The following is a 21,861-nucleotide window of genomic DNA, read 5'->3' as shown; positions in this document are numbered from 1 at the left end:
TTGAAATCGATATACAACGACCCAATGTAATCAAATAACTTACCCTTTTGCAGAGGAAAAAATATGCAACCGGAAAACAATACCGAAAACGAAACACAGGTTAACGATAATACCGAAACCACAGAACCAATTGTCGCTCCTGAAGCTACCGTAGAAGAGTTACAGGAACGTATTAGCGAACTTGAAGGACAACTCAAAGACGAACAGTTACGTTCACTCGCCAATGAACAAAATCTGCGCAGACGTCATCAGGATGAACTGGAAAGCGCACACAAATTTGCCGGACAGAAATTTGCCAGTGCTATGCTACCAGTTAAAGATTATCTGGAAATGGCTCTGCAAGATCAAAGCGGTAACTTTGACGCACTGAAAATGGGCGTACAAATGACGCTGACCGAATTACAAAAAGCTTTCGATCAGTCTCATATTAAAGAGATCGATCCTAAAGCCGGCGACAAACTTGATCCGCACCGTCATCAGGCCTTGCAAAGTGTAGAAAGTGAGCAAGAACCCAATACAGTAGTTTCGGTAATGAAAAAAGGTTATACCCTGTCCGACCGTGTATTACGCCCTGCTATGGTAACCGTAGCTAAAGCTGCTGATACAGAATAAACTGTATTTTCTAAAAGCCGTTAGACATACTGTTGTTCTGACGGCTTTGTATATATAACGATTTTATATATATTCAATAAATTATTACCTGAGAATTCATCTGATAGAAACAGAATTAAACTAAAATTTGCTATTTATTGTATTTTCCTAAAATACATTCTTACTTTAAATCATTATTCAGCAATAATATTTATAGATATTAATAACGTCATCCAACCCATTCTTTAATTGCATGATCTTTCAGAGACATATCTTGGTTCTAAACACACTAACCTTACAAAATACCATTACTTACCTGCTGCTGTCTCAACATTATATCCAGTTGATTGTCATCTGGAGATAAACCTCTATCGGCTCCTGTTTACAGCAAATATCAGAGTAAGCATGCATATAAATTTTTCAGGGTCATCAATTATTGATTATCAGTACTAGTAAAATAATAGAATCATAAAACTTTAAAAATAACCAATTACACTGATTCATAAAAAATTTATCGTAAGCTAATTTTATAAATTTATTAGAATTTATAATTGATTATAGATCTTTAATTTACTAAATCTAATATCCACTCTATCCATTTCCTTACAGTAGAAGAACGTCGACTAATAGTTACATCTGAGTATGAAGGATATAAATTTGATTCACGCATAATTTCTATAATTTTACTTTTTTGCACAGGTACATTTTTATTTTTGATATATTCTTTTAATACAGAATTAAATATCCCATGCTGAAGAATTAATTTGCAAAATTCCAATTGGCGATCTTGATAACCTAGTCCTAATATTCTTCTCCCATCTTTTGTAAGCAAATAATATATGTTATTTTCTTCTCCTTTTTTATCAACCAAACCAAGATAGCGTGCTGAATTAGCATAATAATCTGCTTGTCGTTTATCGAATGCATAATGCTCTGTTATTTCTCTGCAGCTTAACTCTTTTGTCACTAGAAGTTCACATAAATTTATTACTCGCTCAAATTTATCCGCCTGTGGAAAAGGAATCCCAGAATTATCGTCTAATACAACTGTTTCTTGTAGTACTCTCTCAATATCAGCCATTCTTATTTTAGTATCTTCAATAGCATACCGGCTATGTCTAATCTGTATTAAAGAATTATAATTTTTCAAGTCGGTAAATTCATATTCATATAAATTATATATACCATTAGAGTAAATAAAAAATATCGAACGCACTGGCTTTTGAATACGCCTTTTCCAAACCCGATATGGATAATAAATCTGTCTAATCAGAAAATCTTCAGATATATCCAGCTTTGCTTCTATTAATGCCAATGAATGTAACCCCTCATACCCGGCGTCAATTTCAATCTGAGATTTATTAACACAAATTTTCTGGGTTTGAGTTGGATAGAATATATTTTTTCCATGCTTATTTAAATTAATAAAAAAGTCAAAAGCACCTGAGCCTAATCTCCCTGCTACAGTTGGATTCAGTTCATTCTCATGCAAAAAATCAGCAATAATACCCGAAGCATAAGCACAATTTAAAGCTATTGCCTCACTGGTTATCTTGGATAAATCCAAACTTTCAATATAGTCCGGTAAAGGCATTCTTTTAATAGGTGAATCAGCATTTATCTGATTTAAATTCTGATATGCCCGAAAATTGCCAATAACATATCGGCCACGAGTAATAGGCAAGATAGTGAGATGATTTTTAGAAAAAATTTCGGGTAAATTTACTGAATGATCAAATTTAGCCATTAATCTTGGTTCTTTTACTTCTTTTATTTGTTTTGCATCAATTTCAAAAGAACCATTGTCATCTACTTTTTTAAGTATATTATATTTTTCAAATAATAGTTCCCATGCACCGTTAATACACAAATCTTTAGAATTACCCATAGTTCCTTACAATCACCTCTTGTATTCTTCCGCGTTTGGATGCATCAGCTCCAACCAGACGTTTAGCAGAAATAATTTCAATATTATATTTGCTATATTGATCACAAATAAAATCAGTAGCCGAATTTGAAAGCATAAATTTAATACCACGTTCATTCAGCTCATCACAGCACTTACGTAACTTTATTTGCTCATCACGGGAAAATCCATCTTTTGTATAGCTGGTAAAATTGGCCGTAACAGATACAGGATCATAAGGTGGATCAAGATAGACAAATGCATTATCAGGCAGATTTTTTAAAATTTCTGCATAATCAACAGCATTGAATACTATTTCTGAGTTGTTAAAATAAAAACTAATTGCTCTTAAAACAGGTTCATTCACAATATTAGGATTTGCATAATTTCCAAACGGAACATTAAATTCACCTGAAGCATTAACCCTGAACAATCCATTAAAACACGTTTTGTTCAGGTAAATAATTCGTGCTGCTTTTTCAATATCGGAAAGATGAGTATATTTATCCTTATTTCTATCCCAACTGCGTATTTCATAAAACTGATCTTTATTATTCTGAAATTGTTTTAATTGTTCAATCAGAGCGTCAACATCATTTTTAATAACAGTGTAAACCCGAATTAGTTCATGATTAACATCATTAATACAGGCTGATTGAGGTTGTAATGCAAAAAATAATGCACCACCGCCCACAAAAGGTTCACAATAGACAGAATAGTCTTTAGGCACTAAAGGAATTAAAGTATCAAGCAATTGACGTTTACCACCTGCCCATTTTAAAACCGGAGCTATCAATTGTTTTTTACTGTGTCTCATATATTTTATAACTCTATATTTAAATCTAATTAATCTGATAATGCTTAGTGTGAAAATGATAATTTACCGGATTCAATATTTGCTCACACTTCAATTTACTATCACTTAACATTCATCCATATTAGTTGCGATTGACATAATCAGCATAAACAAAGAGCATTACTCAACATTATAGAAATAAGCTACCAATTCAAAAATTATTTATGATATATAAATTAACATCTATAAAATACTTTTCACTTCAGCATCGAGCTCAAAAACGCCTGTGTTCGTGTATGCTGAGGATTAGCAAAAAAGCTGCTGGCTTCACCAGCCTCAACAATCACACCTTTATCCATAAACAGCACCTTATCAGCCACCTCACGCGCAAAACCCATTTCATGAGTGACCACAACCATAGTCATTCTGTCTTCAGCCAGTTGCTGCATAGTTTTCAATACTTCGCCGGTTAATTCAGGATCAAGCGCTGAAGTAGGTTCATCAAACAGCATAATTTGCGGCTGCATAGCCAGTGCACGGGCAATAGCAACCCGCTGTTTTTGTCCGCCGGATAATTGAGACGGAAAATAATCCTGTTTATTAGCCAGACCAACCTTGCGCAACAACTCCTGTGCCAGCGGAACAATCTCATCACGCTTCATTTTTTTCACAGTTATTGGTGCTTCAATGATATTTTGTAATACGGTCATGTGCGGAAACAGGTTGAACTGCTGAAAAACCATACCCATCCGAGTACAGATTTTTTTTATCAGGCCTTCAGATACATAATAGGCACGATTGTGGATATTGTTCTGTACCAGAAAATCATTTTCAATGGCGATACTCCCCGCATCTATCTTTTCCAGATAATTCAGACAACGCAATAATGTAGATTTGCCTGAACCGGAAGAACCGATAATGGCAACTACTTCTGAGCGTGCTACCTGAATATCGACGCCTTTGAGTACTTCAGTATTACCAAAAGCCTTATAAATACCGCGGGCATCTATCATTAAATCAGTCGTCGTAGCGTGCATAGCGTTTCTCCATTTTCTGGAAGCCCCAGGTCAGAATCAGGGTCATAATCAGGTAGAATGCAGCCGCCACAAAAAACGGCATCAGATTAAATTCACGCTGTACCAGCTGATAAGTTACCCGCATCACATCCTGTAATGCCAGCACATATACCAACGATGTATCTTTAACCAGCGTAATCGTTTCATTGCTTAACGGCGGCAGAATTTTTTTCCACATTTGTGGTAAAACAATACGACGCATGGTTTGGCCGTAGCTCATCCCTAATGTCTTTGCTGCTTCATACTGTCCCTTACCTACCCCCTGAATACCGGCACGGAAAATCTCTGCAAAATAAGCAGCATAGTTAAGCACAAACGCTACTACCGCTGTAGTATATGCCGGCAGTAAAATATTAACTGCCGGTAAAGCAAAGTAAATAAAGAAAATCTGTAGCATCAAAGGTGTGCCGCGCATCACCCAGATATAAAAATTAACAATATAATCCAGCGCCCTGATTCCGGAAAGGCGCAATAATGCCAATACCAACCCTAACGGAATAGACAGTAATAGAGTAATGGCAAACAGGCTCAGAGTAATTTTTGCTCCTGTCCAAAGTTCAGGCAGCATATTTAACACATAATTCATGTGTATTCCTTAAAACAACAATAACGCTGCCTGAATAAATTCTATTCAGGCAGCGTTGATTCCAAAGTAAAACAACATTTATTTAATGATGTCTTTACCGAACCATTTTGTAGCAATTTTAGCAGATGTACCGTCTGCTTTCATACTATCCAGAGCTCCTTGAATTTTTTGCTCCAGGGCCTGATCATCTTTACGGAAGGCAACAGCATATTGTTCCGTACCAAAATTATCACCTAATACTTTATATTCATTAGGTTTTTTTGAAACATAATAGCGACCGACTACTTCATCTACAACCAGTGCATCTACACGTTTGGCGGACACATCCATTAATGCTGTCACATTATCTGCATATTTCTTCAATTCTTTGAATGATTTGGCTGTATTCTGATCAGCTTCTACTGCATCAACAGCACTACTGCCATCTTGAACCGCCACAATTTTACCATTCAGATCAGCTTTAGTATTAATTCCGCTATCGGGACGGACAACAATAATCTGATGATTGTCCATATACGGTTTGGATAATAATAATTGCTGCTGCCGCTGTGGAGTAATGGTTAATCCGTTCCACAGCATATCAACACGTTTACTGTTAAGTTCCGATTCTTTAGCACTCCAGTCAATTGGCTTAAGTTCAACATTCAGACCGGCACGCTTGGCTGCTTCACGAGCCATATCAATATCGAAACCAACCAACTCATTTTTTTCATTACGAAAGCCCATAGGCGGAAAGCTGTCATCTAGCCCCATTACTACCTTTTGACCTGTACTCTCATCGGAGCTGGAAGCAGTACCTGAGGCAGATTCACCACCACAGGCAGCTAACACCACCGCAACCACAGAACCAAATAAAAAATTACGTATGGCGTTTTGCATATATAAAGTTCCTGATTTAAAGGTATTAGATAATTGTGTCATACACACTATACCGGAATTTTTTAACACTTTCATCTGCCGGCAATCAGGTACTTACTGTAAATACCAGAACACACAGCAGATAAATACCAAGTTATTATTGGTCATTTTATCTCTGATTCAGCATGAACCGTGCTGATACTAACCATGGAGATTCACTGCGATATTATGCGGCAGCCGAATGCAACGCATGATGGTTCATACGAAAAAACAGTTTACCATCCTCTTCAATACGCCGGATGGGCCATTGATATACTTCACTCAGCAAAGCAGATTGCATAACATCCTGGGGTGTTCCTGAAGCAACTATCTGCCCTTCATTCATTAATACAATAAAATCAGAATGATTTGCTGCCATAGTTAAATCATGCAGTACCATAACAACAGAAAAATCAGCGTGATGCTCACGCAGATAATGCATCAGTTGGTGCTGATGACGAATATCCAGATGATTACATGGTTCATCAAGCAGTAGTAATGGTGCATTCTGAAGCAGCGCACGTACCACATTAGCACGCTGCTGTTCACCTCCGGATAAACTGCCTATGCGTTGCTGTGCCAGTGTGCACAAGTCGAAAACATCAAGTAACTGCTGGAGCTTTTCGACGGGTGCCCGGGCTTTCTTAAACCAACCACCCTGAGGAGAGCAGCCAAGCTGCACATACTCAACTACCGTAAGCGGCAAATTATATTGTCCGTGCTGACCCACCCATGCAATCTGCCGGCGCTTTAAACTATTGTCAACTGGTTCTCCAAATAATTTGACACCGGCACCATGCAGGCCTAACAATGCACGCAGTAAAGTTGACTTACCTGCACCATTCGGTCCGATAATACTGATATGCTGATTGGCCGGTAAATCAAGTTGCGGTACCGATAAAATACAACGGCCACGTGGTTGTACATGTACATTGCGAATGGTAAATAAATTTTCCATATCCAGATCCTAGCGACGCAATGGCTGTAAAAACAACCACAGGAAAAATGGTCCGCCAAGTAAAGAAATTACGATACCTACAGGTAAATCAACCGGATAACTCAGCCAGCGCGATACACTGTCTACCAACAGCAAAAATATTGCTCCCAGCCAGGCAGATAACAGAATAATTTTACGCCGGCTGCCGCCACGATTACGGGCAACCACATTCGGTACCATCATACCCAGAAAACCAATAATACCGGCCATTGATACCGCTGCTCCGGTTAACAGAGCAGAGCCTATCACTGCCCATATCCGGGTACTCCCAACAGCAACACCCATACTAATGGCTGTTTCTTCTCCCAGCATCAGAATATCCAGTCGCCTGCCCACTGCCACCAGAACACACAACCCCAGCAGCATTACTACCAACGCATACCATGGTGAAGTAAAACCGGACTCAGCCAGACTGCCAGCCAGCCAGCTAGTTGCACTGCGTAAAACCATATCATCCGACATAAACAGAATCATGCTTACCAATGCACCACAAAAGGCACTGATAACAAAACCCATCACCAGTAGCCCCAATGTTCCTCCGCCTAGTAGACGATGTACCGTCAGAATCAGAACACATACCAGCAAAGCCCCCAGAAACGCAGCCATTGGTACTGTTACTGCACCCCAGCCACCTGCCAGAACGGCAATAACCCCCAATGCGGCACCACCAGAAGTACCTATCAGGCTCGGATCCGCCAGCGGATTATCAAATAATGCCTGCAATGCAGCACCGGAAGCGGCCAGTGCAGCACCCACTATCAGCGCGACCAGCACTCGCGGCAGCCGGATACCTAGTGTTATCTCATCCATGGATTGCGGCCATTGCCAGCCACCCATACCCAGTCCCAGACAAAACCAGCTCAATAGTAAACTGAATAATATAGCGGCGATAAACCAAACCAGTTTAGGCCAGAACGCACTTTTTACCCTATTGTGATCAGGCGTACCGGCCGTTTGCTGCACTTGCGTCATAATTATTGTGCCAGTTTATAAAGTTTAGGAATAACCTGCGGAGTATTCAGGCCATAACGAAAAATATCATTTGACGGCATAAAATAGATTTTCTTTTGTTTTGCGGCTGGAGAAGCAGCAATTTCCGGCCGTTTAATCAAGCCCTGCACGCCGCCTGTCAGTTTTTGGTTGCGTTCGGCAATCAGAATGATATCCGGTTTCGCGGCCAGCCATGCCTCGCGTGACATCGGTTTCATACCTTCAATAGCAGCGGCTGCATTAATACCACCAGCCCTCCTGATGAGTTCATCCGCAGCAGTACCCCGGCCGGAAACATAACGACCATCATAGCTAATCAGATAGCGCTTACCGGTTTTCGGCATCTGTTTCACCTGACTAAGCCAGCGATCTGCCAATGCATTGGCTTCTTTACTCTTACCAATAAGCTGTCCGATCTGGCGAATACCAGCCGCATAGCCATTAATATCATCCTTTGGCGCAACATTCACAGCTTTAACACCTACCCGGTTCAGATTGGCGTAAATACTGGTTGGCTGAGCCATCCAAGAACCCAGAACAAGAGTTGGTTTTCTGGCCGCAATCGGTTCCACACTCAGCCCGTGAAACAAGCCGATACTGGGCACATTCTTTAATGCCGGATTAGTAGAAGCCATCTCGCGCCCTACTACTTCTTTAGCACTGCCTAATTCCACCACAATATCTGCCACATCAGGCGTCAGCGTAACAATACGAGCAGCAAACGCAAATGGAAAAGCAGCGCACATAGCCGCTGCCAACAGTAATTTTTTCATAATCCACCTTTTAATTACTCATATTACAGTGGCAGATATCCATATTATCAGTAATTTATGATTTTACCATAACTACAGAATGCATATCTGCCCCGGTCACTTAGCCTGCTAACAAGCCATCCATCAGCTGATGCCATGATTGCATTTCATCATTACCTTCTTCACGGCGACCAAAAATCTGCACCACAGTTTGACGATTTTTGTCAAAACCTTCTATGCAGGTCACATAACCTTCACTAATCGGACGACGTACCACCCAGGTTTCTACAATATCATTATCACGCAGATGTAAATCAAAGCCTTCTTCCGGTACTTTGGCATCCAGTACATTCAGATAACCATGTGAGCGTACTACATTGTGTAATTTACCGGTCTGAATCTGCACTAAGCCACGGTTACCGACAAATACCATAATTTCCAGATTATTTGCCTGAACATACTGCAGAACTTCTTCCCATACACTGCGATCGACCTGCTTAGTACAGCCTGCCGGTGCATGACGGTAAGACTGCTGGCGGTCAATTTTAAAGGTCTCCAGTAAACCGCCAAAATGATGTACATCTTTCAGCTCATTCCAGCGCTCCTGAAAAGCCTGCTCGCGCTCTGGTGACAATGGTTCCGGTATCGTTACATTAATTTCCGGAGCCGGCAGAAATTCCGGTTTGCCACTGGTTGCGAATTCATCAATCAGAGCCTGCCATGCGTCCAGTTTAGTTTCATCACGCATGAAAACTTTTTCAATACTCATGCCGTATTCGTCATAAAACTGAATCGAACGCATGGTTCTTTCACCAATCACCACAGTTGTAGCAATAGCATGATGCCAGTTATGCAGGAAAAAACGTAAATCCAGCCCGCCCACATTCAGCGCCAGCCCTGTACGCGCAGTCAGTGTTACATGTTCATAAATACCAACTTTTTCATGTACTGCGGCATCATTACGCACCACACTCAAAACTTCTCCCAGGGTTTCCAGCTTAAGTACCAGATCGCGAATCCGGCTGCCCAAATAAACAGAGTCCGGAGCATCTGCCATTAATGCGCCTTCACTCACACCCAAATCAGCTGCTGCCTGACGCGGAAAGTACATTCCTCCTTCGACAGTTGCCTTTTTATCCAGATATTGTTGCCATAAGCTCATGTCTCGTTCCTTTACAAAGTTATTATTGATAGTGATTTAGCAAATAATTCTGCTAATTATTTTATTTTCAGATTTATTTAAAAGGTGTAGCGCAACCCTACATTAAATGTCCGTCCCGGAGCTGAATAGAAATCAGCATTGTCTCTGGTTAACTTAGTCGCATTGCCGTCGCTTTGCCCGGAAGTGCCCGACTGACTGTTTACATTCGGCATCATGTAAGCAATATCTGCCCAGTTCCAGTATTTCTTATTAAAAACATTATTCACACCGGCACGGAAACTCAGATGCTTAGTTGGTTTCCAATAGCCACCCAAATCAACCAGCGCGTAATTTCTGGACGGATTATAGTAACTTGTTCCTTTTGGAACATTTTGAATGTCGCTATCATCTTTTTTCGCCACATAGGTTAAATCAACATTGGCTCCCCACACTTCCTTATCATAGGCAAGACCCAGTTTTACTTTAACCGGCATCACTGAATTAAGCGGTCTGTCTACGCCTTCCTGGCGAATCGAGCCACGCGAATAGGCTATTGAACCATTTACTTTCCAGTCTGGTGCAAATTTCCAGCGTGCATATGCTTCACCACCATAAATATGTGCCTTACTGAAATTCTGTGCCTGCAATACCAGCGTCTGTTCAGGCATCCACTGTGCCGGCAGCTTCACTTTATCAGCAATATTTACATAATCAATAAAATTTTTATAGTGATTATCAAATCCGGCAATACCGTATTCAAAAACATCATTTTTGCCACGTAAGCCAAGCTCAAAATTATTTGCAGTTTCCGCCTTCAGATTCGGATTACCCCAGGAACTGTAGTTTCCCGGATTCCATGAAGAAGCCAGTTGCTGTGGTGATGGCGCATTAAAACCACGGGCATACTGAAAATACGGTACGAGCAACGGAGTAATCTGGTAGGAAATACCCAGGCGGGGGGTCAGCGCACTTTGATGCTTTTTACGCAATTCGCCAATTTCATCGGTTATTCCGGTTGCAAAACCACTGGAATTAGGCTTGATATTATAATAAGACGCAGATAAACCAGGGCTGACAAGCAGATTTCCCCATTGCAGATCTGCATCAATATATGCACTGGCCCGAATAGTTGTATTATCTGCATTTGGTTTTGATATGGCATAAAAACCCTGCCAGTCACTGGTTAATTCATGATGCGCAAAACTCAGACCATAACGCCAGTTCTGACTCAGCCTGTCAGTATTAAAATTTGATGACCAATCCGTTGTCAGACCCCATACTTTATCTTTATTGTTGAAATTAAAGATGCAACGGTTATTTTTGTCAGGAATCGGATTATTGATACACTTAGCATGGTCACGATGGGTAGTTGAATCTGTTTTGGTCTGTTGCCAGTAAATCTGTGTTTTACCTGAATTAATCAATCCCTCATTACTATGATAATCATGCCCCAGAGAAAACCGGGTTTTCTTATTATCATCCGTACCGCGTATATTAGTATAAGAACTATTTTCCTGAGAAAATGAATCGGTCCATTGGTTACGGCTTAAATATTCAGCAGTAAAATTCAGGGTATTTTTATCATTAATATCAAATTCGTGCTTAGTAAGAAAATACCGACTGTTGTGGTCGACTGGATCAGCTTTAGTACGCGAAGCGCCCCTGCCATCTACATTACCGCGGTTATTCACTTCATCACCTCTGCGGTAAGTACCCAGTACCATCCCGCGCCAGCGATCACTTCTCAAGGCACCGGCTCCGGTTACTGCTGTCGATTTATCCACACTATTATACTGGGTATCGATATAACCACCCTGATTTTCACCCTGCAATATCTCATCAGGAGTAAGTGTGTGCATGGCAACAACACCGCCCAAACCAAAACCACGGGCATTTTTACTGATATCCACACTGCTGAGTGCGGAAACATCCATAAAATTACCACGACCAAAGATTGCATACTGACCGGTATGCTTCATTTCATTTGCTTCAGGCAGCTCAATTCCATCAATGGTCATACCAACCCGGTTACCACTTAAACCACGGATATTGACACTATCATTACCTTGCCGAGTCCCCTGAGTATCCAGAACTTCTACACCGGGGATATCTTTTAATGCCGTTTTTAAATCCACAGCACCCTTTTTCTTAATAGTATCAGCTTCAATTTTAGTATCTTTAAACACACTCGGCGTAACACGTTTACCCTCAACATGAATTGTTGGCAATTGAGCTTCGCCTTCGGCATACACTACTGCAGGAAAGCCGATATAAGCTACAGCCAGCGCAATGATTTTGGGTGAGCGGCGCATATTAAGTTAACCCCTTTTGACACAATTTAATATAAAGATGCCGCATTGTAATCAATAATGATTCTTTTATACAAGTGCAAATAGGAATTATTCTTATTAATTTTAAGTCATATTTTTAATAATTTTGTTTAGTTGTTTTTATCTTCATTTATATAAAAAATCATAAAGCATAAATTCATTTTAAACTCGGGATATACCGGTATTGCAGAAATAAATTTTAATTAATTTAATAATTTTAATTCTTTATCATTGGCAGATAAGACTCTTGTATAAATACAATAAATATTATTTGAATATCTTAAATTGATTTTTTAATATAATAAAAATTTATTTTATTCATTGTATTCTCGACATAAAAACTGCTGATTTCTACATAAGTATCTCTCATTCATACTTACATCGGTTCATCAACATCTGTTTCAATTTATTATGGTTTTTAAATATAAATTAAGGATTAAACAGTTGGAAAAATATTTACTGAAACAATCATCATAATAAAATTACATATCCGAATTACAATTAAAGAACAAACTGCTACCTGAAATTAATCTGGCTATATTAAAATCAGTTTATTGATATCCGATTATTGCCGACAGCTATGCAACTTGACCGCATTCTCCAGTATAAAATTCTTACTGAACTTACTGACTGTTTCCCTAACTTTTCATCGCAAGAATTTTTTGACCAGTTAGTAGCACAACATAGTCTTGATCATGTGCTAGGCAATCTTATCTATCTGGATGGGCATGGATTAATCCGGCTAAAAATCGATCAGGGATTTAATTACAAAGAAGTGCTCTGGACACTGACGGAACCAACCGTACTGGCATTCGATTTTCTGGCAAATGATGGCGGTTTATCTGCCATTCTAAATACAGAAAGAGTAAAAACGGATAATGATGCCGGCACTTGATCCGGCAATTAAATTTAGTAAAAATGAGTTATAGAACAAACAAATTTAATTGTTTTTATGTCGTATAATGATTAAAATAAATTAAATTTGACATACTAAAGATTTTGAATAATCGTTTTCTGATTAATATTACTCATTTCTACAAAATTACAGAAAAATAATGTAGCAGGTGATTATCTTGCATAAAAGTATAAACCTTCATATCTTTTCGCTCAGAGAGAAAATCTATCTTTTTTTTTCATTATTTTATTGCCGCTTATCAGCATTCGCCTAAGCATTTACTATTATCCCTCCTCGTCACAGATCCAGAGCATCAATCAGGAAATCATTCAGCTTTCATTACAACAGCAAGAGTTACTACAGCAGCCTGAAAGTTATGATAATAACTGCAAGCGTCAGCAAATAAAGCAAGAAATTAAAAAGCATAATTTCGCACTCAAATATGCCAGACCACTCGCTGCAGGCGGCATAGTTAGCGGTATCGTGTGTCTTTTTACCGGCGTGATTGCTTTATTCCTGATTCAGCGCCTAGGCAGAAAAGCAGATAAATCTTTAAAACAATTGCGCATTAATTTTACTCGTGCGTCGCATATGATACAGACAATTTTGCTGATATTGCCCATCAGTCTTATTCTGTCTTTTTTATTCGTTTTCATAATACTTACTGATGGTACAAGACCAGAGAAGGCAATCATCCCTCTGTTTGTTGTAGCAGGATTATGCTTTTTCTATTTACACAGATATAACAAACAGGATAATACAGGAACAGCCAGAGTAAGCGGTGTGCTGATCACGACGGAAACCAATCCGGCATTATGGAAATTAATTAGGGAAATTGTACAAAAGCTTGGGTTAAACGCTATGCCAAACCATATTGTACTTTGCATAGGAAATGGCTTCAGGGTAAGTAATAAAGCAGTTCGTCTGTATCCGGACAGAATAGTATTAACAGGAAATACTTTATATCTGGACAGTACTTATATTAATTATTTAACCTTAGCAGAATTATCCAGCATAATTGCGCAGAGATTAAGTCATATTGCCAGTAATGATTTAAATGTATCTGCAAATTTTAATCGTCAGATTGATAAGTTAACTGAAACAGCTAATTTTTTATACCAGAATTATTTATCCTATTCTTTATTCGAAAATTATTTATTCTACCCTCCATATTTGCTAGCCAAATATTTTTATTGTTCGTTCAACAAAGCAATTCATTGGTGGTATCGTTCCACAGAAGCTATGGCGGATTTAAATGTTTTAAAAGTTACCCATAAAGAGCAATTTGCTTTAGCCTTAAGTAAAATGCATCTTTTGCAAACACGAATTAATCAGGCATTGGAAAATTATTACTATAAAACACATATAAACTTTCTGCCTTTATATTATGTTACACACTATGTAGAACACTCAGAAACACCATCGCTTAGCAAACTTCTAAAAAAATCACCTTCTGTTTATGCCCGGCACCCGACTTTAGCTCAACGACTGTCTTACATTAAATATGGCGAATTAAACCGTTTGAGTGGGTTGCTCATCAACATTAGTCCAACCACGCTTCTGAAAGATTTATTTAGTAAAGAACTAAACATCCTGCAATCAGATTATCAAAATGATATACAGGAAACAGCAGAAACTAAATTAAACTATCTGAAACATATCAGTAGTCAACATCAGGAAACCATTACCTTAAAACAGGGCGGAATAATCAGATCGTTTTTGCGATCCCTGCTGGCAGGTCTGTTTATCTTAATAACATATGCTTGTATTACAACTGATAAATCACATGATTCAGAGTGGCTGATAGGTGTCATTATCCTCTCAATGATCAGTGCTTTTTGCTTATTCAGATGTTACAAAATGTATAAAAGCATTGGTTCAGCACTACTTAGCATGAAACCACAGGGATTGATTCTTCCCTGCTTTGATAAAGCCATTCCATGGGAACAAATAAACTCTTTTGAGATAACTGGCAAAATGTACAAAAAGCTAAATCTTTATCTCAATCCAACATTCAAACCGGGAGAATTCAAACCATGTTACGCAAAAATAAAATATAACAAACGAAATAATCATATCCAGATAACTGCATATGAAATCAGAGGCAAATTAAAGTTACCGGATTGTGAGTCTTTAATATCAGACTACATAAGAGTTGCTCATGCCCGAATAGAGCTGCAGTTATTTGTACAAAACAAAAATAATCAATAAATTATGAGTAAATTCATTATTATTCCTATTATTCTGCTTCTTCAGATGGCCGGCTATATATTTCTGTTTTATGAAAATAAACATGGACATGCTGATTTTCCTATTGAATGGATCATATTTAACATTTTGGGAATTTTTAACCTGATTGTATTGGTACTGTCTTATTTTCTTTTTTTTAATTCTGAAAATAAAATTTCTTTTTGGTGGATTCCCGTAACAATAGCTGTAATTACTATTATCATACTGATTATTCAATATATAAGAATGGCTATGGGTGAATTCTAAATTTATTAGCACAAAACGGGACAGGGAAAAGAGAAAAATTTATTTTTTGCAATAATAGAAAGAGAAGGAGGTAATATAACCGATATAAAATCTTTTATTAATTATTCAATTTTAGTAGAGCTATAATATCAGAATATATAACAGTTGTCCGTATGCGAATAGAGTTTCAGTTATTTAAGAAAGATAATCAGCTATATAAATTACAATCAATAGTAATCTGAAACATTTTACTGCTTACTAAGTAAATTTTCTTATAAGTATTTAAATATAAAAATTTCGCTCATTGTTGCAATTAAATTTCACCTAATAATCCATAAATTGCATGCTATACAACTAAAACATGCAGTTAGTTAACTACATTTTCTGATTTTAAGGTTTTAAATTATGTAATAAATATATATAAAAACAGAGATTTAAGACATAATCTAACCAGAGCATTTACCATTGATAATTAAATACAGTCTCTACCATCCACCCGCTACCATAACAACAGAAAAACTTTCCGCTACAGGATTTTTATCAGCGAGACTTTTCAGGTTTAATTGCAGGCAGGCACGATACAAAACAAAAATAGCCATTCCTAAATTATATTTCAGTATTACATCGTACAATGTGTATTGTGATACCTCATATTCGCCTATTGCATCAGCTGAAATGACTCAGGTATAACTTATAGCAGCGTCCGGCTTATGAAAAAATATATCTTTATTTCAATCCTGCATTCAGAATGAGAAAATTCAATTCATATAGTGCAAAAATAAAATTTAACAATCAACATAATCATATCCGGATAACTGTATATGTAATCAGAAGCAAAATAAAATTACAGGGTTATGGTCTTATAATATTATAGAGACTACATAGCAACTGCTAATTCCAGTGAATATCCTCATTCATAATCTGGTGAAGATCTACCCGAGCGTTAACATCAAGTTGATTAACAATCCAGCCATTTAAATGACAATTCCTGACAAATTCATCAATTCTATTTTGACCTTTCATTTCTTTTAAGGTAACTACCACACCAAAACGAATTCCCTCTCCATCTTTAGGATCTAGTCTATTAGATGTTTTAATTTCCATACCCCAGTTTTTATTTTTATATGAATCTTTTGGAATCCTTTTTTTTGTAATTGATTCAGCTATATATTTTACATTATCCCATTTTCGGAATTGTGTTCTTGCATCCTCCTCATGTAAATAATTTTTTTCATTTGTTTCTTGATTTTGCTTATCACCATTAATATTTTTAATAGTACCTTCATTATTAATTCGACCAAAATGCAAATTTAATTCAGTATTTGTATAGTCGACACCCTGATTTCTATTACATTTCGGAAAATAGCACATGGTTGCTCTGGCTAGATAAGGATATTTATCATGAATTAGAGGAATAGGAAATTCGAAATTGTAAGTATTCCATTTCTCACTGATATCTGTTACTACAAATTTTATTTCATCATCATGAGTAGTAACGATATCATTAATATGAATCGGTACAATACCATGTCCCAATTTAGCAATTTCTTCGGCTTTTGGCTGGTTCCATCCCTTAGCGGCATCAATAATCATTGCCTTAGCGATTTCTCTATTCAAACCTAAAATATCAATTAAATAAGATAATTTACGTGCTATCCACGGTGCTGCAAAAGATGTTCCGGCTACTTTAGCCTCTCCTGATGGTTCATACACATGTATATATTCATCTTCACTTCCACCATAATAACTAACGTCAGGTTTAGCAAAAAATGATAAAACAATTCCTTTTCTGCTATATTTTGGCGGTAACTTATTTTTAGTTACAGAATTTACAACCATACTATTGATGGAATCAGCAGGAGAACCTATTTTTTCAACTTTTTCATTAGGTTTATTTGTTCCGGCGATAACAAAAATTACGTCATTATCATATTGAATCTTATCTAATACTGCAGCCTCAGCGGAAATAAAATTATCATTTACTTCCTGATCACTGCCTAATGAAAAATTCCAGACCTTAATATCCTTATTATTTGCAATAATTTCTTTTATTTGTTTAATAATTGTAAAAGATGAAAATTTCGAACCTAATGCTACTCCAAAATGGCGTACTTTAAAACGGCCACAACCATCCTCCAGCCATGGATTCAGTCTTGGCCCATCAACAATAATAGATGAAATCGCAGTGCCATGTTTATAATCATCTGATGCTTTGGAAATATTAACATCTACCATCTCATGATATTCAACCCAATCGTTAAAGTAGACACTTTGGTCAAACAGTGTATCAATTACTCCGATTGTTGGTTCTGCAATAGGTGAGGGCAAAAATATCTGTTTTTTTTCACTTTGCCAACTAAACTCTTCAGGAGATAAGCAAGATAAATCTGATGTAGCCATAGAAATCAGATACGGGGCATTTTTAGACAATGTTTTTATTTGAAAATCATTCAAATAAACAGTCAATCTGTCTAAAATTCGGCTGGATAAAACCTTAATTCCATATTTCTCCAGTAACTTTACTGTATCAGTTTTAGTATCATATAAAGTTACAATACTTTCTACTTCCTGCTCTGATATTTTTTCTATACTAAAGTCAGTAATATATGAGGCATCAGCTATTACTTGTTTAAATTTAGATTTTGATATATTAAATCCTTCATAAGGAATATTATCCATTAGTGTTCTATTGTCAAATTTATTTTTGTCGACTTGTCCATTTAAACAACTCTCTAAAACTTGAATAGAATTTTGTAATAATAAAATGCTTTTAGTTAAATCTTCAGTATCCAGATAATAAGTAATTATATGTTTATTTTTTTTCTCATTAAACTTAGCTCCTACAACAGCAGAATTGGAACCTGCTGCTTTAAATAAGCCAGCTATACGATTAGTTTTTGCAGCAATTTTATTGTAATACACACTTATTAATACACCTGTAAATGGCCTACTTTCATTCTGCCAATATTCAAAAATTTGCTCTAGTTTTAATTTTAATGAATTTAAATGCTGTATAGTAACAGTTTTATTTCCATTCATATTAATTTTAGGTCTAAAACCATTCCTTGATGCCTGAACGAATGCTTTTCCTTTTAACTCTAATATATTATTCGCCATTATCTATTCCCACTATTATTTAATTTTCTTGCTACCGTACTTTTGGCTTTACCAGTAAGTTTTTCTATTTCCCTGACTGTGAAACCCTGACTGTGTAATACCATATCTTCTAATTCCTGAGCGTTCATTAAATTTTTATATAATCTGCGTAAGTAATCAAAGTTATTGCCTGTATCACTAAAGGCTAAAGATGTTTTTATCATATTTTTAAGCTCTCCCGGATTAGGTAACTGATTTGCAGTCTTTAATATTTTTCTTACCAGACGAATATCTTTAGTGATATTTTTAAAACTTTTGGCATACGATGAAAAACACAACACTCCGATTTCAACCAAATCTTCTTGGTTATAACGATTAAAGTTAATTACAGCATCAAATCGTCTTGTCAGAGCCCTATCCATGTTTTTATATAAATTGGTGGTGGCAATAATAACAATCTCGTTATTTAAATCTGCCAGGCGGTCAAACTCTCTTAAAATGGTTGAAGTTGCCCGCCCCATTTCGCGCACATCGTTATTATTTATCCGATCCAGAGCAATAACGTCTATTTCATCAAACAGAATAACTGTTTTTTCCGGATAAGGTATATTGTTTATTTCACTGAAAACTGTATTAATATTTTTATCTGTCTGCCCCAGCTTACTGTCGACCAGATTATCAAAGCTCACATAAAACAAACTACGATCAAGCAATCTGGCCACCTGCTTGGCAGCTTCAGTTTTCCCTGTTCCAGGACTACCCTCAAACAGAAATCGGTTAATACCAATATTATGCTTTACTGCATTAATTATCCCTATAATATCGCTGCTTAATTCAGCAGGCAGATTTAAGGATTCCAGATTTTTTATATCGATGTTTTTTAGATAGACGCTTTCAAAATTACTTGCCTGCGGCACATAAAGATTAGACGCCGCAATTAGTCCCATAATATATTCAGCCAACTGAGTATCGCCCAATCTGTCAAAATGATGGGCAACCTCTATTGCTTCATTTCTGAAAGCATTTTCATTTCGCTCAACATGATATCTAATCAAGTTTAAAATATTGCCTTTTTTCATCAGATATTAACTTTAATTTCATTTCTAGTATCCAATATATTATATCATTTAATGGGACACAATTTAATAAATTGGGACAAATTTACACATAAAATAGAATTTTCATTGATTATCGACTTACCAAAATAAATATCAAATATTTGAAATTTATATATTTTTTAAAATTCTTATCTATTATATTTTTAATCAAATTTTATATCTGTGGTTTATCCACATCATGATTAAGTATCCGAGCTTTAATGAGAATGAGAGTACAAATTATATAAATACAGTTTATAAAAAATTTTTAATTGAATATTTATTTAAATAATTGTATATAATTATTTTTTAACCTTTTCCGGTTAATTTATCCGGGGTGCCGCTGGCTGAGATTACACCCGTAGAACCTGATGCGGTTAGTACCGCCGAAGGGAGTATAAAACACGCTTTTTTCGAATAATGAGTCTGTTTTGTTACTCCTTATATTATTTAATAAAGGAGCTTTTATGCCTTCATTTCAATCACTCACAGAAGCTTGTCAGGATGAATGGAACCGCTATATTCAGCATGATTTTATCCGCCAGCTGGGTAAAGGAATATTAGATAAATCGTGTTTTCAGCATTATTTAAAACAGGATTATCTTTTTTTAATTCAGTTTGCGCGTGCATGGGGACTCGCGGTTTATAAAAGCCATGATGTATTTGAAATACGCAAGGCATTAGCAGGTCTCAAGGCTATTATGGATACTGAGCTGGAATTACATATACAGTATTGTAAGGAGTGGGGCATCAGTGAACAGGAGCTTAGTACTCTGCCCGAAGCCAAAGCAAATATTACATATTCACGCTATATATTTGATGCCGGACAACAGGGGGAATTACTGGATTTACATGTTGCACTGGCACCATGCTTAATCGGATATGGAATTATTGCCTGCTGGCTTAAAGATCAGCCATGGTATCAAACAATTAATAACCCTTATCAAAGCTGGGTAGAAATGTACGCAAATGATGAATTTCAGATTGCTATGCAGGAAGAAATTGACTGGATTAATCAGCGTTTAGCCGATATTGATTCACAGCGCTTTCAGCAGCTGAGCAAAATTTTTACTAAAGCGACGCAATTAGAAGCTGATTTCTGGCAAATGGGGCTGGATAAAAGCTACTAAATATTTTATATACATGACTTTCCCGTCAGGATAACTGATGGGAAAGTTTAATAATATTCATATAGAATATTATTTCTATTAAAAATAAATTTAAATTTTAAAACAACACTAGAAATTGTATGATTGATTATTCTCTATAAAAAATTGTTTATTTAAAACTCTGCTTCAATATTCATATTAATCAGATTTCCAATTAATTAAAATGCCGTACATCTGAAATTAAAATTTTCTGCTTTGTAATATTCTGAACAAAATTAATCAATAATGGGGCGGAATTTCATTAGCCGGATTAAATGGTTCGTTACCATTTTCTATCTTGTCTGGCAGGCGCTGGTAAAGCAGACGCAGTTGTGCCTGCTGTAAATCCAGAGTTTGCTGAATTCGTGCTATGGTATCACTCAGGCTCTGGATAGTTTCCGCCTGTAGTGCACTTTCAATTTCCAGCTCTTCGATTCGGTGTTGTAATGCTTCCAGGATTTCAGGCATGTTGTTGTCCATTGTTTGATTATTTAATCTTTACCGGCAAAAATAATCTGGTTTTGATTATTTGTAATAAAAAAACCTGAGCAATAAACTGCTCAGGTTTTTCAAACCAGTAAAAAATAATTATTTCAGTTTGGTTTCTTTGTACAATACATGTTTACGCACTACCGGATCAAATTTTTTGATTTCAAATTTACCGGTCATGGTACGTCTATTTTTGGTAGTGGTGTAAAAATGACCAGTACCAGCAGAAGATACCAGTTTGATTTTTTCGATTTTGTCGCTCATTGCTCTATCCTTAAATCACAATATGATTAAGCTTCACCGCGAGCGCGCAGGTCGGCCAATACTACATCGATACCTACCTTGTCGATTGTACGCAAGGCGGCATTAGAAACGCGCAGGCGTACCCAACGGTTTTCACTTTCAACCCAGAAACGACGTGATTGCAGATTAGGCAAGAAACGGCGTTTGGTTTTATTGTTGGCGTGTGACACGTTGTTGCCACTCATCGGGCGCTTACCGGTCACTTTACATACACGTGCCATGGTTAACTCCAAACTTCTAATAATTTTGTAAAACGCGATTTATACCATGAAAAGCGGAATCTATTCAAGGGTTAA

19 protein-coding genes and 1 riboswitch are annotated in these 21,861 nt (G+C 36.9%); of the genes, 4 read left to right on the top strand and 15 right to left on the bottom strand.

From position 1 onward, the window contains the following. The first annotated feature begins 63 nt into the window (after window positions 1-63). Entirely contained in the window at window positions 64-612 is a 549-nt protein-coding gene (grpE, locus tag GY065_RS01665; protein ID WP_084547595.1) for a nucleotide exchange factor GrpE, read from the top strand. Window positions 613-1,156: 544 nt separating this feature from the next. Here grpE and GY065_RS01660 read toward each other — a convergent pair. From GY065_RS01660 to GY065_RS01615, 10 genes are all read right to left on the bottom strand, one after another. Continuing rightward, window positions 1,157-2,479: a transcriptional regulator gene (locus tag GY065_RS01660; RefSeq protein WP_174832869.1), complete on the bottom strand. Its 1,323-nt coding sequence runs from the start codon at window positions 2,477-2,479 to the stop codon at window positions 1,157-1,159. Beyond that, the gene (locus tag GY065_RS01655) at window positions 2,472-3,293 is read right to left on the bottom strand and encodes a DNA adenine methylase (RefSeq protein WP_202984027.1); all 822 of its coding nucleotides are present in this window, start codon (window positions 3,291-3,293) and stop codon (window positions 2,472-2,474) included. The genes GY065_RS01660 and GY065_RS01655 overlap by 8 nt, the downstream gene beginning before the upstream one ends. Window positions 3,294-3,550: 257 nt before the next feature. Then, window positions 3,551-4,306: an amino acid ABC transporter ATP-binding protein gene (locus GY065_RS01650; RefSeq protein WP_174832899.1), complete on the bottom strand. Its 756-nt coding sequence runs from the start codon at window positions 4,304-4,306 to the stop codon at window positions 3,551-3,553. A gap of 4 nt (window positions 4,307-4,310) precedes the next feature. Beyond that, window positions 4,311-4,955 carry an amino acid ABC transporter permease gene (locus GY065_RS01645; RefSeq protein ID WP_037393149.1) on the bottom strand — a complete coding sequence of 215 codons (645 nt, stop codon included), beginning with the start codon at window positions 4,953-4,955 and terminating at the stop codon, window positions 4,311-4,313. Between the two features lie 78 nt (window positions 4,956-5,033). Beyond that, window positions 5,034-5,834 carry an amino acid ABC transporter substrate-binding protein gene (locus GY065_RS01640; protein WP_174832867.1) on the bottom strand — a complete coding sequence of 267 codons (801 nt, stop codon included), beginning with the start codon at window positions 5,832-5,834 and terminating at the stop codon, window positions 5,034-5,036. 205 nt (window positions 5,835-6,039) lie between these two features. Beyond that, window positions 6,040-6,810, bottom strand: coding sequence for an ABC transporter ATP-binding protein (locus GY065_RS01635; RefSeq protein ID WP_174832866.1), 771 nt, complete (start codon window positions 6,808-6,810; stop codon window positions 6,040-6,042). A gap of 9 nt (window positions 6,811-6,819) precedes the next feature. Then, on the bottom strand, window positions 6,820-7,821 hold the full coding sequence (locus tag GY065_RS01630) for an iron ABC transporter permease (RefSeq protein ID WP_025329844.1): 1,002 nt from the start codon (window positions 7,819-7,821) through the stop codon (window positions 6,820-6,822). A gap of 2 nt (window positions 7,822-7,823) precedes the next feature. Next, a complete protein-coding gene (locus GY065_RS01625; RefSeq protein ID WP_037476105.1) occupies window positions 7,824-8,612 on the bottom strand; it encodes a hemin ABC transporter substrate-binding protein in 789 nt (262 codons plus the stop codon). A gap of 100 nt (window positions 8,613-8,712) precedes the next feature. Continuing rightward, window positions 8,713-9,753 carry a ChuX/HutX family heme-like substrate-binding protein gene (locus GY065_RS01620; protein ID WP_174832865.1) on the bottom strand — a complete coding sequence of 347 codons (1,041 nt, stop codon included), beginning with the start codon at window positions 9,751-9,753 and terminating at the stop codon, window positions 8,713-8,715. Window positions 9,754-9,830: 77 nt separating this feature from the next. Continuing rightward, window positions 9,831-12,044 (bottom strand): TonB-dependent hemoglobin/transferrin/lactoferrin family receptor, encoded by a 2,214-nt coding sequence (locus GY065_RS01615; protein WP_174832864.1) that lies wholly within the window; start codon window positions 12,042-12,044, stop codon window positions 9,831-9,833. A 598-nt stretch (window positions 12,045-12,642) separates the two neighbouring features. Between GY065_RS01615 and GY065_RS01610 the strand changes: the two genes are divergently transcribed. Both GY065_RS01610 and GY065_RS01605 read left to right on the top strand, forming a co-directional pair. Further along, complete coding sequence (locus GY065_RS01610) at window positions 12,643-12,957, top strand: hypothetical protein (protein WP_037476099.1); 315 nt, start codon at window positions 12,643-12,645, stop codon at window positions 12,955-12,957. Between the two features lie 249 nt (window positions 12,958-13,206). Beyond that, window positions 13,207-15,168, top strand: a complete 1,962-nt coding sequence (locus GY065_RS01605; protein WP_174832863.1) for a M48 family metalloprotease — start codon at window positions 13,207-13,209, stop codon at window positions 15,166-15,168. Between the two features lie 1,155 nt (window positions 15,169-16,323). Here the strand turns inward: GY065_RS01605 and GY065_RS01600 are convergent. Both GY065_RS01600 and GY065_RS01595 read right to left on the bottom strand, forming a co-directional pair. Further along, on the bottom strand, window positions 16,324-18,549 hold the full coding sequence (locus GY065_RS01600; RefSeq protein ID WP_174832862.1) for a S8 family peptidase: 2,226 nt from the start codon (window positions 18,547-18,549) through the stop codon (window positions 16,324-16,326). Next, complete coding sequence (locus GY065_RS01595) at window positions 18,549-19,607, bottom strand: ATP-binding protein (protein WP_174832861.1); 1,059 nt, start codon at window positions 19,605-19,607, stop codon at window positions 18,549-18,551. The genes GY065_RS01600 and GY065_RS01595 overlap by 1 nt, the downstream gene beginning before the upstream one ends. Before the next feature lie 341 nt (window positions 19,608-19,948). Then, window positions 19,949-20,038, top strand: a riboswitch (TPP riboswitch). Window positions 20,039-20,092: 54 nt separating this feature from the next. On the opposite strand from GY065_RS01595, the gene tenA reads away from it, so the two are divergent. Next, complete coding sequence (tenA, locus tag GY065_RS01590; RefSeq protein WP_174832860.1) at window positions 20,093-20,755, top strand: thiaminase II; 663 nt, start codon at window positions 20,093-20,095, stop codon at window positions 20,753-20,755. 258 nt (window positions 20,756-21,013) lie between these two features. On the opposite strand, the gene GY065_RS01585 is transcribed toward tenA, so the two are convergent. The 3 genes from GY065_RS01585 to rpmB all read right to left on the bottom strand — a co-directional run bounded on the left by GY065_RS01585 (window position 21,014) and on the right by rpmB (window position 21,786). Then, window positions 21,014-21,241: a SlyX family protein gene (locus GY065_RS01585; RefSeq protein WP_037393173.1), complete on the bottom strand. Its 228-nt coding sequence runs from the start codon at window positions 21,239-21,241 to the stop codon at window positions 21,014-21,016. Between the two features lie 120 nt (window positions 21,242-21,361). Beyond that, window positions 21,362-21,526, bottom strand: coding sequence for a 50S ribosomal protein L33 (gene rpmG, locus GY065_RS01580; RefSeq protein WP_174832859.1), 165 nt, complete (start codon window positions 21,524-21,526; stop codon window positions 21,362-21,364). A gap of 26 nt (window positions 21,527-21,552) precedes the next feature. Beyond that, on the bottom strand, window positions 21,553-21,786 hold the full coding sequence (gene rpmB / locus GY065_RS01575) for a 50S ribosomal protein L28 (RefSeq protein WP_002216391.1): 234 nt from the start codon (window positions 21,784-21,786) through the stop codon (window positions 21,553-21,555). Window positions 21,787-21,861: the final 75 nt, after the last annotated feature.

This window comes from Snodgrassella sp. ESL0323, assembly GCF_013346865.1.
GTDB lineage: Bacteria > Pseudomonadota > Gammaproteobacteria > Burkholderiales > Neisseriaceae > Snodgrassella > Snodgrassella alvi.
This window is presented reverse-complemented; position numbering and strand designations above follow the sequence as displayed.